At 42.2% G+C, this 15,072-nt stretch carries 14 protein-coding genes and 1 riboswitch; of the genes, 7 read left to right on the top strand and 7 right to left on the bottom strand.

Annotation, left to right across the window (positions count from 1 at the left end; genetic code table 11):
- Positions 1-212 precede the first annotated feature (212 nt).
- On the top strand, positions 213-1,187 hold the full coding sequence (locus QNH29_RS26320; RefSeq protein WP_283862214.1) for a ring-cleaving dioxygenase: 975 nt from the start codon (positions 213-215) through the stop codon (positions 1,185-1,187).
- A 49-nt stretch (positions 1,188-1,236) separates the two neighbouring features.
- Here QNH29_RS26320 and QNH29_RS26315 read toward each other — a convergent pair whose 3' ends face one another.
- Positions 1,237-3,276: a molybdopterin-containing oxidoreductase family protein gene (locus QNH29_RS26315; RefSeq protein WP_283862213.1), complete on the bottom strand. Its 2,040-nt coding sequence runs from the start codon at positions 3,274-3,276 to the stop codon at positions 1,237-1,239.
- Between the two features lie 338 nt (positions 3,277-3,614).
- Positions 3,615-3,713, top strand: a riboswitch (TPP riboswitch).
- Positions 3,714-3,799: 86 nt separating this feature from the next.
- Between QNH29_RS26315 and QNH29_RS26310 the strand changes: the two genes are divergently transcribed.
- Genes QNH29_RS26310 through QNH29_RS26295 form a run of 4 tightly spaced genes read left to right on the top strand, consistent with a single transcriptional unit; the run spans position 3,800 to position 7,353 of the window.
- A complete protein-coding gene (locus QNH29_RS26310) occupies positions 3,800-4,399 on the top strand; it encodes a YkoF family thiamine/hydroxymethylpyrimidine-binding protein (RefSeq protein WP_283862212.1) in 600 nt (199 codons plus the stop codon).
- Entirely contained in the window at positions 4,400-4,981 is a 582-nt protein-coding gene (locus QNH29_RS26305; RefSeq protein ID WP_283862211.1) for an ECF transporter S component, read from the top strand.
- Positions 4,968-6,587, top strand: coding sequence for an ABC transporter ATP-binding protein (locus QNH29_RS26300; protein ID WP_283862210.1), 1,620 nt, complete (start codon positions 4,968-4,970; stop codon positions 6,585-6,587). Before QNH29_RS26305 ends, QNH29_RS26300 begins: the two co-directional genes overlap by 14 nt.
- Entirely contained in the window at positions 6,574-7,353 is a 780-nt protein-coding gene (locus tag QNH29_RS26295) for an energy-coupling factor transporter transmembrane component T family protein (RefSeq protein WP_283862209.1), read from the top strand. Before QNH29_RS26300 ends, QNH29_RS26295 begins: the two co-directional genes overlap by 14 nt.
- A gap of 39 nt (positions 7,354-7,392) precedes the next feature.
- Here the strand turns inward: QNH29_RS26295 and QNH29_RS26290 are convergent, their stop codons facing one another.
- Complete coding sequence (locus QNH29_RS26290) at positions 7,393-7,668, bottom strand: DUF3221 domain-containing protein (RefSeq protein WP_283862208.1); 276 nt, start codon at positions 7,666-7,668, stop codon at positions 7,393-7,395.
- A gap of 30 nt (positions 7,669-7,698) precedes the next feature.
- Entirely contained in the window at positions 7,699-8,145 is a 447-nt protein-coding gene (locus QNH29_RS26285; protein WP_283862207.1) for a DUF6376 family protein, read from the bottom strand.
- A gap of 359 nt (positions 8,146-8,504) precedes the next feature.
- Here QNH29_RS26285 and QNH29_RS26280 point away from each other — a divergent pair, with 359 nt between their 5' ends.
- Together QNH29_RS26280 and QNH29_RS26275 are read left to right on the top strand one after the other, a co-directional pair.
- Positions 8,505-9,116 (top strand): transposase, encoded by a 612-nt coding sequence (locus QNH29_RS26280; protein ID WP_283862206.1) that lies wholly within the window; start codon positions 8,505-8,507, stop codon positions 9,114-9,116.
- Positions 9,101-10,585 (top strand): YifB family Mg chelatase-like AAA ATPase, encoded by a 1,485-nt coding sequence (locus QNH29_RS26275; protein ID WP_283862205.1) that lies wholly within the window; start codon positions 9,101-9,103, stop codon positions 10,583-10,585. The genes QNH29_RS26280 and QNH29_RS26275 overlap by 16 nt, the downstream gene beginning before the upstream one ends.
- 222 nt (positions 10,586-10,807) lie before the next feature.
- On the opposite strand, the gene QNH29_RS26270 is transcribed toward QNH29_RS26275, so the two are convergent.
- The 4 genes from QNH29_RS26270 to QNH29_RS26255 all read right to left on the bottom strand — a co-directional run bounded on the left by QNH29_RS26270 (position 10,808) and on the right by QNH29_RS26255 (position 14,884).
- Positions 10,808-12,415: an aminotransferase class V-fold PLP-dependent enzyme gene (locus tag QNH29_RS26270; protein ID WP_283862204.1), complete on the bottom strand. Its 1,608-nt coding sequence runs from the start codon at positions 12,413-12,415 to the stop codon at positions 10,808-10,810.
- Entirely contained in the window at positions 12,408-12,974 is a 567-nt protein-coding gene (locus QNH29_RS26265; protein ID WP_283862203.1) for a glycerol-3-phosphate acyltransferase, read from the bottom strand. Before QNH29_RS26265 ends, QNH29_RS26270 begins: the two co-directional genes overlap by 8 nt.
- Before the next feature lie 152 nt (positions 12,975-13,126).
- Positions 13,127-13,345: a hypothetical protein gene (locus tag QNH29_RS26260; protein WP_283862202.1), complete on the bottom strand. Its 219-nt coding sequence runs from the start codon at positions 13,343-13,345 to the stop codon at positions 13,127-13,129.
- Positions 13,346-13,507: 162 nt separating this feature from the next.
- Positions 13,508-14,884: a S1C family serine protease gene (locus QNH29_RS26255; protein ID WP_283862201.1), complete on the bottom strand. Its 1,377-nt coding sequence runs from the start codon at positions 14,882-14,884 to the stop codon at positions 13,508-13,510.
- Between the last annotated feature and the right edge of the window lie 188 nt (positions 14,885-15,072).

The following is a 15,072-nucleotide window of genomic DNA, read 5'->3' as shown; positions in this document are numbered from 1 at the left end:
CGTGCCAATTTTCAGGCACGCCTTTTCTCTCGTTAATTATTTAAGTAGTTAATTAATAAGGGGTTAATTTACTAATTACATGAACTGAAACAATTTCCCTTGCAGCGAACAATGTGTTTTGTGGTCGGTAATTTGACTGGCAACAGATTTTTGAGTACAATTACCTTGATTTCGAGATATTATTCATGAAGTTCGTATTAGGAGGCCAATAAATGAAACTGTTAGGTTTACATCATGTTTCAATCTTAACGGGTAAGGCGGAGCGGAACTTTCAATTTTATACAAAGATTTTAGGTTTGAGGCTGGTCAAGAAAACTGTGAACCAAGATAACACCGAGTCTTATCATCTATTTTATGGTGATGCAAAGGGAAGTCCGGGGACGGAGATAACCTTTTTCGATATCCCAGGATTGGGTCATACGTATCCTGGCATTGGCAGTATTTCATCTACGTCACTTCGAGTGAAGGACACGGAGGCACTCCACTACTGGAAATCTCGTTTTGAGCAGTATGGTATTCACCATGGGCAAATTGAGAAGCGAAACAATCGTGACTCTCTTGCTTTTCAGGATTTCGAGGGAACTCGTTTAGTTTTGGTCGCAGATAACGACGAAGAAGGAGTTCGTGCGGGTGTTCCTTGGGACAAAAGTGAAGTACCCGTAGAGCATGCCATCGTTGGTTTAGGTCCTGTAACCTTAACCGTTGGTGCTCCCGATAAAACGGTAAACGTCTTAACGGAGGTTATGGGCTTTACACAGACTGGCACTTATCCTTCGCTCGAAGGAGATTTCCCTGATATTCAGGTTTACTCAACAGGGGAAGGCGGCTCAGGGGCTGAGGTGCACGTTGAAACGAGACCTGATCTACCTCGGGTGAGGCCTGGACGGGGAAGTGTTCATCATGTTGCCTTTCGTATTCCGAATGAGGAAGAATATGAGTATTGGGCACAGAGAATTGCGGCGTCAGGATTAATGAATTCTGGTAAAGTCGAACGGTACTACTTCAAAGCGCTCTATTTCCGGGAACCGAATCATATTCTTTTTGAATTATCAACGGATACGCCTGGTTTCGACGTGGACGAACCAATCGAGACATTAGGAGAAAGTCTGGCACTGCCGCCATTTTTAGAGCCGCACCGTGCAGATATTGAAGCGAAGTTGAGACCATTAGATATAGACGATAAGTGATCCATTCAAGAGGCTGAGGCACCGCCGGAATGGCGGTGCCTGTCACCGTTTATACATCCCTGTATATTTTTTCAACACTGACCCGCCCAGAGAAGAAGGTTGCGCCGCCGCCCATGTCGGCGATTCGGTCTGGTGTTAGGGTGTTGACCATTTGTTTAGTGCCATCTAGATCTGCCCAAAGTCCTTGGGTGACAACCACTCCTGGTAGGACATTTTCTCCTACGTTCGCTTTTAATACACATTCCCCGCGCTGGTTCCAGACACGGACTTGGTCACCATCCTCAATACCCGAAGCCTCCGCATCACTACGATTCATATGCAAGCGAGGTTCTTTTTCAAGGCTGATATGCTTTTGATTATTTGAAAAGGTAGAGTTTAAGAAATTGTGATTGGGTGCCGGAATAAAGTGATAAGGATGATCTCCGTCAATAATTAAAGGAATATAGGTTGGCAGCGGCGGATATCCATTGGCTTTCATCCGCTTTGAGTACAACTCAATTTTCCTGCTAGGAGTTCGCAGCTTACCAGGAAACAGCGGTGTTACCTTCGCTTTCATAATCTGCTTATCTACTAAAGTTTCATAATTAATACCTTCCAAATACGGATTGGCAGGTTGGTCTAACGCTTGGACAATCATTTCTGCATCTGAGTCCTGAAATGCAGATTCTTCAAATCCCATTCCTTTGGCCAACAGACGGAATACGTCTGCATTTGAACGAGACTCACCATATGCTTCTACGACTGGCTCCTGAATCTGAATGTAAAGATGCCAGTAGGACGTGTATATATCTGTATTCTCAAAGGACGATGTTGCAGGCAATACGATATCAGCATATCTTGCGGTCTCGGTTAAAAATAAATCGTGAACGACGACGAATAAATCCTCGCGCTCAAGGCCCTTTCTTACTTTATTGCCCTCTGGAGCAACTACGGCAGGGTTACTGCCGTAAACGTACATTGATTTTATAGGTGGATCTGCCGTTAACAAAGCTTCTCCAAGCATATTCATGTTTATTACCCTTGTTTGTTTATTTTTCAGTAATCTTGGAAGCTGTAATTTTGTTGTGTTCACCGAAAGATAGCCTGAATTTCCTTTGATCGCCCCGCCTCCCTTGATTAGCCATTGACCTGTTAAGGCAGGCAGACAAGAAATCGTGCGGACAAACATTCCTCCATTGTCGTGGTGCTGCGGTCCATTGCCAATCCGAATAAAGGAAGGTGAGGTAGTGCCATACATTCTAGCAAGCTTATAAATATCCTCGACAGAAACTCCTGTAATTTCCGATACTTTAATTGGATCGTATTGCACAACGTGTTCGCGTAGTTCCTCATGGCCAACTGTATATTGATCCAGGAAGGAGGAGTCGACCATGTTTTCAGCAAATAAAATATGCATGATTCCAAGTGCAAGAGCAGTATCAGTCCCTGGTAAAATTGGGATAAACCAATCTGCTAATCTGCCAGTTTGGTTTTTATGCACATCAATCAAGACAATTTTAGCTCCGATATGTTTGCGTGCTTTCTGAGCAAGTGCTACTTGGTGCATATTGGTACTAGCTGCGTTGATCCCCCAAAGAATAATCAGCTTGGAATGAATGGTGTCTTCTGGGTCAATCCCGAAGCTGCCGCCCATTGTATATCTGTAACCAACCGAACCGGCAGAATTACAAATACTCCGATCTAACTGCGACGCTCCAAGGCGGTTAAAGAAACGGCGATCCATTCCCTCGGCATTCAACCGCCCCATGTTTCCGTAAAAACTATATGGCAGGATACTTTCAGGTCCTTCAGTCTGGACAAGCGTTTTCCACCGGGAGGTTATCGTCTCAATGGCTTCATCCCAGCTAATCCGTTCAAATTTGCCTTCACCTTTAGCTCCCACCCTTTTCATAGGATACGTTAATCGATTTTCATCATAAAGCCGTTCTGCCATATTCCGAACCTTATTACAAATATTCCCCTTCGTAACCGGATGCTCCGAATCCCCTTCCACCTTCACCACTTTTCCATCAACCTTATGCAAAAGCAAACCACATTGGTCTGGACAATCCAGCGGGCAGACCGATTTGAAAACACCTTGTACCTCCATATTAACCCTCCTTCTCTTGGTGCCTCTTTTGGTGCCTGTCACCGTTTATACATCATTGTATATTGTTTTTCATGATATGACAGCTTTTAAGGATGAGTAATACATAAAAATATTTATAAAGTAAAAAGGACTAATCTTGATATGTAATGATAAGAGGAATTCTAAGAAATCTACACTTTATTAAATGTAAGTGTCCGCCTGAGGTGGACAGTGTCCACGAGCGGTGACAGGCACCGTAACGAAGGCACCATAACGAAGGCACTGTATTTCTGAAGAAAACACCCTTTACATATTGGAAATATTATCATATTATTAGGGCAACGAAAAATTGCATACGGTTTTTGCACTAGGGGAGCTTTTTGGCTGAGAGGACGTTTGTCTGACCCTTATGACCCGATCTAGATAATACTAGCGTGGGGAAGTGCAGGAAAAGATTATCGTGAGATCAATGTTGATATGATTCGACTGCATTCCTGTGGGGTGCAGTTTTTTTGTTGTCAAAATATCAATGGGGGTATGTGAAATGTCTAATATTTGTGGGACGAGTGAGATTACTGGAGCGCGGTTTTCAATTTATCCGATGTCTGATAGGTTTGTAGATATTATTCTATCAGCTTTAGAAGAAGTGGATACTTCAAAGGTTTGGATGGAAACAGATGATGTCAGCACATCTGTCAGAGGGCGGTCTGAACATGTATTTGATGTCGTGAAAGCTATATTCTTAGAGTCAGCAAAAAACGGTGATCATGTTGTGCTGCAGGCTACGTTTTCCAATGGATGTCCAGGAGATTCAGCCGGGGATGTGTACCTTTCCGAAAACCAAGATCGACTAAACGAGGAAAAATCACTGCAAATCAAACAGGATGTAGCAGTCCAATTTGCCCTATATCCAATGGGCATTCCAACGTATATGGATGTGATTATGGATCAGTGCAAACTTGCTCAAGATCAGGGAACCTTCACGAAAGGTGTCCACTACGCTTCTAGACTTGATGGTGATGTAAACAAGGTTTTTAAAACGCTCGAGGACGCCTTCCACGGAGCACATGAAAGCGATTCAACGCATATTGTCATGACAGTTGCGATGTCTGCGAACAGTCCATCGAAAAAGAGGGTGAAATAAATGCTGGCAAAATGGAAACTGCGTGAAGTTATTGTGTTATCGGTGCTTGCTGTTGTTTTTGCTGTAGTCTATTTATTGTTTCTCCAGCTCGGGAATGTTCTTTTTGGTCTATTTGGCTTAATTGGCTATGATATTATTTTTGGAATTTGGTTTATCGTCTCAATTATTGCAGCGTATATTATCCGCAAACCAGGGGCTGCTTTTCTCTCGGAAACGGTAGCTGCCACGGTTGAAGTTTTGCTCGGGAACGCGGTTGGACCGCAATTAATCCTCTCCGGAATGATTCAAGGTTTAGGTGCGGAGGCTGTTTTTGCTGCTACGAAATGGAAGAACTATTCGACGTGGGTATTGATGGCAGCAGGGATGGGTTCATCGGTGTTTAGCTTTGCCTGGGGATTTTATGTCTCGGGATTTGCTGCCCTTTCGTCTGGTTATGTAACGGCAATGTTCTTTGTCCGCCTTGTGAGCGGAGCCTTATTGGCAGGATTACTAGGCAAATATTTAAGTGAAGGTCTTGCGAAAACAGGAGCATTGAACAGTTTCCCATTGGGAAAGGAACACAAGCGAAATGTCCCGGTTTGAACCTCAGATTAAGGCAGCGGGTCTCGGATTCAGCTATGAAGATACGGATATTTTCAAAGACCTTTCTTTTTCGATCATAAAAAATCAATCGCTTTTCCTTTTAGGTCCTAGCGGTTCGGGAAAAAGTACCTTTGCATACTGCTTGAACAGATTATATCCAGAAGCAGTCGATGGAAATATAACTGGGTCAATCATGTTTGATGGCAAAAATCTAGATGAGTTTAAACCAGGTGAACTCAACCAAAAAATAGGAATTGTTTTTCAAGATCCAGAGAGTCAATTCTGCATGCTGACCGTGGAGGAGGAAGTAGCGTTTGGTCTCGAGAATTTCCATGTCCCACGGGCAGAGATGGAATCAAAGATCGATAGAGCATTAGAATGGGCAGGGTTGCAGGCTGAAAAAAAGACTGTCATCCATACCTTATCTGGAGGGCAAAAGCAGAAGCTCGCGCTAGCTTGTGTATTGGCACTCGAACCAGATGTAATCATCCTGGATGAGCCCACAGCTAACCTTGACCCGCAATCCAGCTCAGAATTAGTAGAAACCATCACGAACTTAAAACAGTATCGTCCGTTTACGCTAATTGTCAACGAGCATAAACTTGATGATTGGTTTGAGCTGATTGACCGCTGTCTGGTTCTAGATTCTAACGGAACACTTCTTTTTGATGGTACTCCTGAACAATGTTATGGAGAATTCACTCCTTATTTGCGAAAGGAAGGCATTTGGCTGCCAAAAGTAGTGGAAGCTGGAATAACGGCAAAGGATGCAGGTGTTTATAAAGGAGAACGAATCCCGCTTCGCACTAGTGAATTACTGACAGGGCTGGAGGACCCTAGTGCTTTTTTTAAAAAAGAAAGCAAAACGACGGACCCAAAAGAACCTATTCTCGAAGTGAATGGTCTTTATGCTCGCGGGCACTTGAACAATATAACATTGCGTATTCATAAAGGAGAGCGGACTGCTCTAGTTGGTGCAAATGGTTCTGGAAAGACGACCCTATCAAAATGCTTAGCCGGCTTACTTCCTGTTGATCAAGGGGAGATTCAGTTTCTCGGTGTTCCGCTTTCGAAGTGGAAGGAGAATGACCTATATCAGTCTCTCGGCTACGTGTTTCAAAATCCAGAACACCAATTTATCACGGACAGTGTTTATGAGGAAATTTCCTTTGGGTTAATGCAAAAAGCAATCGTCTCAACGATTCTTGAAAAAATGGGCCTGGAAACACATGCGGGAGCACATCCTTTTGCACTGAGCCAAGGGCAGAAGCGGCGTTTAAGTGTAGCGACCATGCTTGTCCACGAACAGGACCTGCTCATCCTCGATGAGCCGACATTTGGTCAGGATGCCAATACTGCACATGAAATCATGAGTGTGCTGGACGAAAAGGACGGGGCAGTTTTTATGATTACCCATGATATGGAGCTGGTGGACCAATATGCGGACACCGTTCATGTGTTAGATAAGGGAGAATTGATTTTCTCTGGAACACCTGAGAGATTGTGGGAAAACTGTGAAGTCATCAGTCGTGCTAGGCTGAAGCTGCCGTTTAGAAAACAGATGGAAAATGAAATGGTAAGGAGAGAGATTCATGTCACTTCATGAGGTGAATCCGAGTATCAAAGCATTTGCTATTGTCACATCGATTCTGATCTTATCTGTGTTTTTTGATCCGATTACACCGCTTCTGACGATACTCTGGTCTGTTACGTTGACCTTCCTATTCGGGCACGTTTCTTTTAAAAAATGGCTGCTGTTATTTGCTCCGTTTTTATTCATTGCTTTCATTTATGTTTGGTCAACTATGCTGTTTCCGCGCCTTCAAGAGGGGGATCATGTGATTTGGCAATGGGGTTTTTTAACACTGACAGGAGAAGGTTTTCGAAGAGGTGTGTCACTTGGTCTTAGGGTGTTAAGCTTTGCTGCGTTATCTATTATGTTTACCTTAACAACTAAGCCAACGGATTTTCTTCTCAGTTTAATGCAGCAATGCAAGCTGCCGCCAAAGCTTGCCTATGGAATTATAGCAGGCTACCGATTTCTGCCGTTAATTAAGGAGGAGTTTCAAACCTTGCAAAATGCTCATCGAGTACGGGGCGTAACACGAGCACGAACCATACCGGAAAAAATACAGCAGTTGAAACGATACGTGATTCCACTCCTGGCAGGTGCCATTCGTAAAGCAGAGCGGACCGCACTTGCGATGGAATCAAAAGGTTTTACTGGAGAAAAAAAGCGGATATTTTATCGTGTGATTCCGGTTTCGTATATTGATTGGCTTTTTTTCATACTTATGATTGGTGCTGTAGTGCTCAGCGCCTTTATCTCATGGAAACTCGGATACTTACAATTTTATAATGGTGAACTGTAAACACAAAAAAAGGGTGTCTCAACAGACGCCCCATTTTTTCTATTTGATTACTTCAATCGATAAAGCGGTGCCTTGTAATGGGTAGGATTCTCTAATTTTTCCATCTGTCCAAGCGGCAACAGTTTGACCTTTTTCGAAAGTTTTGCTAGTACTTTCCTCTGGTAAAGAGAGCCAGATTAATCCCAGGGTTTCATCTTCCACTAAAATACTGTTGTTCTCGACATCCATTACCTTTCCTTTAATATCATGTTCACCTTTTGCATTACAGGCTGTTAGCAGGATAAAAAGGAACAAAAAGATAAGAGATTTTTTCATGCCGCTCTACCTCCTTGACTTGGAGATGAACTATTCGCCTAACTGTTGAACCTGGTCAATTATGCTAGTAATATCTTGAACGGTCTGAAACAACTCCGTGTTTTCGAGAATAGCAGGATCAAGCAGGCCGTTTTGGAAATTGCTTATGAATGTTTCAATTTCAGTTATAATCACACTGTTTTGTTCGATGATTTGCTGGTGAAGCTCAGCTGCAATCTCCGGTGCTTGAAGTTCATTAAAAGCCTCAGCTGTTTGCTGCATTTGTTCAAGCATAGTTTGGAAATCTTCTGCAGCCTGGAGATCGCTGATCGCCTGCTGAGCAAGTGCTGGGGCATCGCTGGCAAACTCAGTGGCAGTGGCTAAATAGTCTGTTGCTTCATTAATATAAGTAATCGTGTCCTGCGCGTCATTGAGAAACGAACAACCTCCAAGGAACAATAACATACAGCTAGATAAAACAATCAATAATTTTTTCAAATTAAAACCTCCGTTTTAGTTTTGGAAAAATTGAAAAAGGAACCTTAAATGAAGGAAAAGTTGAAGGGGCCAAGAAGAATAGTATCTGTCTATAAATGGAGCATATAATTTCCCTTAAGAATAGCATAAAAACAGCAATCATGCCAGGGTGCCTGCCAGGGTGCCTGTCACCGCTCGTGGACACTGTCCACCTCAGGCGGACAGTATGTTAATTTTTTCCTTATTAGAGTTTGAGGAAGGAATTTGGGGAAGGGTGTCGAATGATACTATTTGAATCTTTGCTTTGTTTTTTTCCTCGGTTTTAACCTTTCTTTAAAAAGGTTAGTTCCCAAAATTCCAATTGAATAGGAGTGACTGCTATGGGTCGAAAACGCCGTGCTTGGTTTCCAGGTGCAAAGTATCATATTACTAGTAGAGGTAATCGAAAATCTACCTTATTTTATGATGATGGGGATCGCATTAAATATCTAAGTTTATTGCAAGAAACTAAGACTCGATTCCCTTTTACGCTCCACGCTTTCTGCTTAATGTCCAATCATACTCATCTCCAAATTGAAACCTCAGACACTTCTCCCACCATTATCATGAGTCATTTCAATACCAAATTTGCCAAGTATTTTAATAAGAAATATGATTTTACCGGCCACGTTTTTGAAAAACGCTATGGTGCCGAATTACTAGATTCGCTTGATTACGAATTCGATGTCAGCAAGTATATCCACCTCAATCCATTGAAAGCGGGGCTTGTCGATCAACTAGAGGACTATCCATGGAGCAGTTACAACGCTTATGTGTATGGCGAGGTAAACAAGCTGGTCGACACGAAACATCTACTATCCTATTTCCCCGATCCTGCATCTCAGCATTATGAAGAATACATAAAAACACCACTAATGGATTTATTTTTACTCGACAATAGAAAAGTTGTGATGATTCCCAGAAAAGAGGAAAATCCATGTGTGCGAAAGTAACGAGTATTGGTTTGAAAGGTATGGAGGGTTATCGTCTCAATGTAGAGGTAAAAACGTTTGTGGGAAATGATTCGATACGAATTGTGGGTCTTCCTGACGCTGCTGTTAAGGAGTCGAAGGAACGAATTAGTGCTGCACTTCGTTCATTAGGGTATACCATAAATGGTCAAAAAATCATTATAAACCTATCACCCTCAGAGCAAAAGAAAAGTGGTCCCATGTTTGATTTACCTATGGCAATCGGAGTGCTGTTAAGTTTGGATGAACTGGTCACTTCTATTCCTGAGAACTATGGGTTTATTGGAGCGTTGTCGCTGGATGGAGCGGTAGTGCCAGTAGAAGGCATGCTGCCAGCCGTATTAGCAGCTAAAAGGCTGGGGATTAAAAAGTTATATATGCCGTATGACGACAAGCAGCCAATTCTCGATATTGACGGACTGGAAATTATTTATACTTCTAGTTTAAGAGAAGTGATTGAGAATTTAGAGGGAAGGGGAGGGTCTCTTTTTACTCCCAAAAAGGAAGAAGTTGGTTCGGATCATAATAGTTATATAGATTTTCAACAGATTATTGGTCATAGTGGCACGAAAAGGGCGTTGGAAGTGGCGGCAGCCGGGGAACATCATGTCTTGATGACAGGACCGCCTGGTTGTGGAAAAAGTATGCTTGCTGAGAGCTTTCCATCTATTCTGCCTCCATTGTCAAAAGAAGCACGCCTTGAAATCATTGCTTTACACCAATTAAGTGGAACACCTTACCCTTACGCCAATATCCCTCCATTCCGAAATCCTCATCATTCTGCCTCAGGGATTTCAATTATTGGCGGAGGGACATATCCAAAGCCTGGGGAGATATCATTAGCTCATCGCGGTGTCTTATTCCTTGATGAAATTGCTGAATTTCCAAAAAAAACACTTGATATGCTTCGCCAGCCGTTTGAGAGTGGAAAAATCACCATCAGCAGAACGCATGCCACACTAACCTATCCTGCTTCCTTTATCTTACTGGCTGCCATGAATCCGTGTCCGTGTGGATATGCTAGTTCGAATTCGCACTATTGCACATGCACACCACGGCAGGCTCAAAACTATCAAAATAAAATTTCTGGTCCGCTTCGTGACCGGTTTGATATTCGTCTTACCATGAAGCCAGTTGACTTTGATAGAGACACCACAATAGTAAGGGACACCTCAAAAGTAGTTCAAAGGAGGATAGAAGCTGCAAGAAGCCGGCAGTATGAGCGGTATGGAAAAGAATTATGTAATAGTAGAGTGAGCTATGAAATGCTGCAAAAAACAAGCCCATTAACATCAGACCAGCAGAAATTAATCCACCAACTCGCAGCGAAGAAAAACTGGAGCAACCGCACCCAAATAAAAATCATCCGCTTAGCTCGAACCATTTCAGACCTAGAAGGAAATACCACCATAACCGACCAAAGCATTTGGGAAGCCGTAAAGCTTCGATGATAAAAATGATACAAAGGATCGCTGCAAATGATGGTCGGCAATTGGTCGCGGTAAAAAGATTGTGGTGAAAAGATGGTGACAAAAAATGGGATAAAAAAATGGTGACAGGCACCGCTCGTGGACACTTTCCATCCAGGGTGGACACTTCTACCCCTCATGTGGATAGTTGGTGCACACAAAAAGTCACTGCCAATCTCCTTGTGGCAGTGACTTTTTTCTATCTTATTGACCGTTGACTAGTGTATGTTGTGTGGATTTTTGCTCATAGGCTATTACTCTATTTAAGAGATTCGTCATTTTTTCTAGGTCCGCTTTATCGTAGTGGTCGATGCAGGCAATTTGAATCCAATTTCTTTGCTGCAGATAGTCACTTTCATAGTGCAGCTGGTAGCCATGATGATAGAGAATATCCCCAATCACAACGGAAGAAACACCACTAGGGATTTCAATCGTAAGAATCATCGGCGAGCTGTTGTGTTCACTGATGATGGTAAATCCAAATTCTATTAGCTGATTTTTTAAGAAAGTATGTGTCTCGATTACTTTTTCAAAAGTTTCTCTATTAACATCCTCTAATGCGGCCAAAAGTGCCTCTAAGAGATTGGATGACTGCGAAAAGGGAACGCTGCCCTTAGCCATGTATGTTCCTAAATCCAGAAATTTAGGCAGTGCTAATGAAGGCTGTACCTCATGGTGGTGGAAAACGAACGAAAGCCCTGTTAGTCCGCGAATGGCTTTTCCACTTACACCCGTTGCTAAAAATACCCCATCCAAATCTATTTCAATTGCCCCCAAAGAGCTAATGCAATCCAGGCATAGCTTAAGTTCGTACTTTTCTGATATTTCCTTTAATAAACCAAGATCATTGAGCATACCAGAGGAAGTTTCACTATGAACAGCCCAAATCCAACTCGTTGTCTCCGAGATAGCAGAAATAAGTTCATCACGGGTGAATGCCTGTCCCCAATCTTTTTCAAGTACATCAAATTGGAGCCCGAATCGCTTAGCCTGCTCAACTAAACGACTGCCAAATTCGCCATTTGCCAAGATAAGCCCTCTGCCAGATTCTAAAGAAAGCTGTCCCGCCACGACATCATTGGCAAGTGTTCCAGACCCTAGGAAAATATGAACATATTTACTGTTTACTAATTTTGCAAGCATATCCTTTGCTCTAGCAATTTTTTCTTTGTAATGTTCTGAACGGTGGGAAATTGGTGTTGTGCTTAAGGCATTCATGACCTTTTTCGTGATCTGAACCGGACCCGGTAAGAATGGAATCGTTGGAGGGAGTATCCTGCCCGCAATCGACTCATCAAAAGTTTTCTTCGTCAAGTACATGGGTTGAAAGAGTGCTTCATCCGTCCCGGTTAATTGGGCGAAAGGCTGGAATCCTAACTGACCATAAAGCTTTAATTGACGGACTGTACCCGAAATAAAAGCTATATCGTAGCCTTTTTTTAAGCAGTATTTTATGAGGAACTGCGCTAGCCCTAAAAATACCCGGCCATTTCGATATTCTTTTTTTACCGATAATAGCCTAACTTCACATGGAAAGAAGACGGGAAAGGAGAGTGATTGTTCAACGGGGCCAATTTTTCGATCAAGCGAAAATGGCCGTTTATCACGAATCGCTGTCATCCCAATCACTTCATTTTCTTTTACACAAATGATATATGTATTTTCAGCATGGAAGGGGTCCACTAATTTTTGCTCCTCATTCTTCGCGTGCTGTGGAATTTCCTCTGAAAATGTTTGATAGTTTAAGCGATGGATTTGTTCAAATTCATCAGCTGTGGTGGCAATTTTGAAAAAAAACTCATGCTTACTCATTAGGTTTCAGCCTTTCTTTAAGATTTTCTGCATGTGCTGCGTAAAGCATTGCGAGGATACCTAATGCTAAAATGCAACTTAGCCAATCATTATTTTTTAAAAAGAGGGCCACAGGGATAAAAAGAAATGCCCCTAACCCTGCTAATGTAAAGCTTTTCAAGAAAGGGTAGAGCATTCCAAATCCTAGGATGATTACAGGAATAAGAATGGGTTCAAAGATGATGATTCCGCCAATGAAGGTGGAAATCCCTTTTCCACCCTTAAATTTTAAGGTGACGGGCTTAATGTGACCGATAATAGCGAATGCTAATCCTAGCAGTTGAATAGACTCCGAGAATTGCAGGTGGCGTGCTGCTAAAATGACTAGGGAACCTTTTAGTGCGTCGCCGAGAAAAATGAGTACAAAGGCAGTTTTACCATGAAGGCGGCCGGCATTTCTAGCACCGACATTACCGCTGCCTTGAATACGAATATCTTTTCGATAGAAGATCTTCGTGATAAGAAAGCCAAACATAATACTTCCAATTAAATAAGAAAGAATAAAATAAAACCATAGCATTTGTAACACAACCTTTGTGGGTTCTTATCACTCACTCAGAAAAAATGAATTTATTTCCATTATAATATGATTCCTTGATTATTCACATATACTTTGTGAAAATCAATTTCTTAATAAAGAAACATCCCCGTGTGAAAGAGGATGTTTCTTTATCAATCTCCGCCGCCGCCGGAGTCACCGCCGCCAGAGTCGCTGTCTGAACTGTAAGAACGGTCGTTGTTATAATCGTTGTCGTTGCTAGAGTGGTGACCTCGGCTATTACTTCGATTCGGGAAAATCAAAAAGGCTAATATAATGGAGAGTACTCCAAAAAACACTTGTTCAGCGAAAATCAGATAAAGCCCAAAAGCAAAAATGAGGAAACCAACCAACCGTAAAATCCCTCTCAGAAGACATTCCCCCTCATAAACCACATTTATAAATAGATATTATCTCCTATTACTTTTTATACTTTTTAATTTAGGGGTGCCTGTCACCAATTATTCATTTTTCCTTATTTATACAGCAATTTATGCATATTCGGTAGTGGACGCTTATTCGTCGTCTTTTTTCTGTTGTTTCTTTTGTTGTTCTTGGAGTGCGAGTATGATGTCTTGAACGTCGACTTTTCCATCGCCGTTTAAGTCGGGAATGGTGTTTTCTGGTATGGTTGGCTGCGCTGGTGGTACCTGAGGTGCAGCTGCTGCAGGTACTGCTGCCGGCCGGTTCCGCTTTCTTGCAAAGGTGAATACCAAAAGAAGTAAGACCAGTAATGCTGCAATGCCATCAACGATGTAGAAAATCGTTTTATAATCTGACCACAATGTTTTACTGTCTCCAGCTCTTTGTTCGGAATTGGTGATAAACTTCTTTATTTCAGAATGGTTTGGATATAGTCTTTGGACTGCTTCAAATTTTTCAAGAGCATTATTGTAATAACCACCCCAATAAAGCTCTAGTCCTTCCTTATAAAGCTTATCAGTATTACTCGATGTATTCTTTGCGCCTGCTTGGTTCGTGAATTCCTTTACGGTATTAACCGGAACCGAGAAGTTAAAACCTTGAACCTCTTGACCATTAACGGTATCGCCTCTAAAGGTGAGCAATCCAATGATTTCGCCATTTTCATTGATTACAGGACCGCCGCTGTTACCGTGTGTTGCCGCTGCATTAATTTGAATGACTGGGCTTCCCTGCTCTGTTTTCTTATCTGTAGCAGAAATTTGACCTGCATTCATAGAAGATACAAGAGAGGAATCAGGAGACAACAAATCAGAATCGGCTGCTGCCGGGTAGCCGCTCACCCAAATATTATCCTGGTTTTGGATATTATCGGAGTTTCCAAGTTTTAACGTAGGAAGGTTTTTCCCTTCAATCTTGAGAACTGCTACATCCTTACCTTCATTGACAGGAGCTCCATAGCTCTTAACTTCCCCGTCAAGTATATCTCCGCCGGGTAAAATTACCTTAATTACTTTTTGGATCCCAGTGTATTGCGTATAGGTCAACATATATTCATATGCTGTATCATAATCTACCTGAAAATAATCAGCGATAAGGGTGACTAGCTGATCAAATGCAGCGTTAGCAATATCCTCATCTTCCATTTGGGCAGCTTCTACAACATGGGCATTGGTAACGATATACCCGTCTGAGCTAATAATCGCCCCTGATCCAGAACCACCCACAACAGATTGGTAGTTTAACTGATTGAGTATAGCCATCACTTCAGGGTCATTTGGATTGTTAAACTGCCATCCAACAACAGAGTAGCCAAGAATACGAACCACCGCTGGCTTCGTGTACTCTGCAAGCTTTTGGGCTTGAGAAATATTCGAAGAGCTCGGTTTAATACCCATTAGAACAAAAGAAGTGACAATCACTCCAATAAGTATTAAACAAAGCGGTATCGTAAATAGGGCCCTTTTCATCAATAAATCCACCCGCTTCCATGAATTTTGGAAATTCCATCTAATATATGCCCTTATATAAATATTGAAACTTTGTACCTGAAAATAAATAAGTTTGGTATGTTTGGTGCCTGTCACCACTCGTGGACACTTTCCACCTGAGGCGGACAGTTCCCGGATTCCCAAAAAACAGAAAAGCCAGCATTTCT

The organism is Neobacillus sp. DY30 (assembly GCF_030123065.1).
GTDB lineage: Bacteria > Bacillota > Bacilli > Bacillales > Cytobacillaceae > Neobacillus.
This window is presented reverse-complemented; position numbering and strand designations above follow the sequence as displayed.

What these genes read in the sequence shown, in the direction of transcription:
- QNH29_RS26300 (WP_283862210.1), top strand. Translation starts at nt 4,968, where the DNA reads ATGTCCCGGTTTGAACCTCAGATTAAGGCAGCGGGTCTCGGATTCAGC.
- QNH29_RS26295 (WP_283862209.1), top strand. Translation starts at nt 6,574, where the DNA reads ATGTCACTTCATGAGGTGAATCCGAGTATCAAAGCATTTGCTATTGTC.
- QNH29_RS26280 (WP_283862206.1), top strand. Translation starts at nt 8,505, where the DNA reads ATGGGTCGAAAACGCCGTGCTTGGTTTCCAGGTGCAAAGTATCATATT.
- QNH29_RS26310 (WP_283862212.1), top strand. Translation starts at nt 3,800, where the DNA reads ATGTCTAATATTTGTGGGACGAGTGAGATTACTGGAGCGCGGTTTTCA.
- QNH29_RS26315 (WP_283862213.1), bottom strand. Translation starts at nt 3,276, where the DNA reads ATGGAGGTACAAGGTGTTTTCAAATCGGTCTGCCCGCTGGATTGTCCA.
- QNH29_RS26290 (WP_283862208.1), bottom strand. Translation starts at nt 7,668, where the DNA reads ATGAAAAAATCTCTTATCTTTTTGTTCCTTTTTATCCTGCTAACAGCC.
- QNH29_RS26305 (WP_283862211.1), top strand. Translation starts at nt 4,400, where the DNA reads ATGCTGGCAAAATGGAAACTGCGTGAAGTTATTGTGTTATCGGTGCTT.
- QNH29_RS26255 (WP_283862201.1), bottom strand. Translation starts at nt 14,884, where the DNA reads ATGAAAAGGGCCCTATTTACGATACCGCTTTGTTTAATACTTATTGGA.
- QNH29_RS26275 (WP_283862205.1), top strand. Translation starts at nt 9,101, where the DNA reads ATGTGTGCGAAAGTAACGAGTATTGGTTTGAAAGGTATGGAGGGTTAT.
- QNH29_RS26270 (WP_283862204.1), bottom strand. Translation starts at nt 12,415, where the DNA reads ATGAGTAAGCATGAGTTTTTTTTCAAAATTGCCACCACAGCTGATGAA.
- QNH29_RS26320 (WP_283862214.1), top strand. Translation starts at nt 213, where the DNA reads ATGAAACTGTTAGGTTTACATCATGTTTCAATCTTAACGGGTAAGGCG.
- QNH29_RS26265 (WP_283862203.1), bottom strand. Translation starts at nt 12,974, where the DNA reads ATGCTATGGTTTTATTTTATTCTTTCTTATTTAATTGGAAGTATTATG.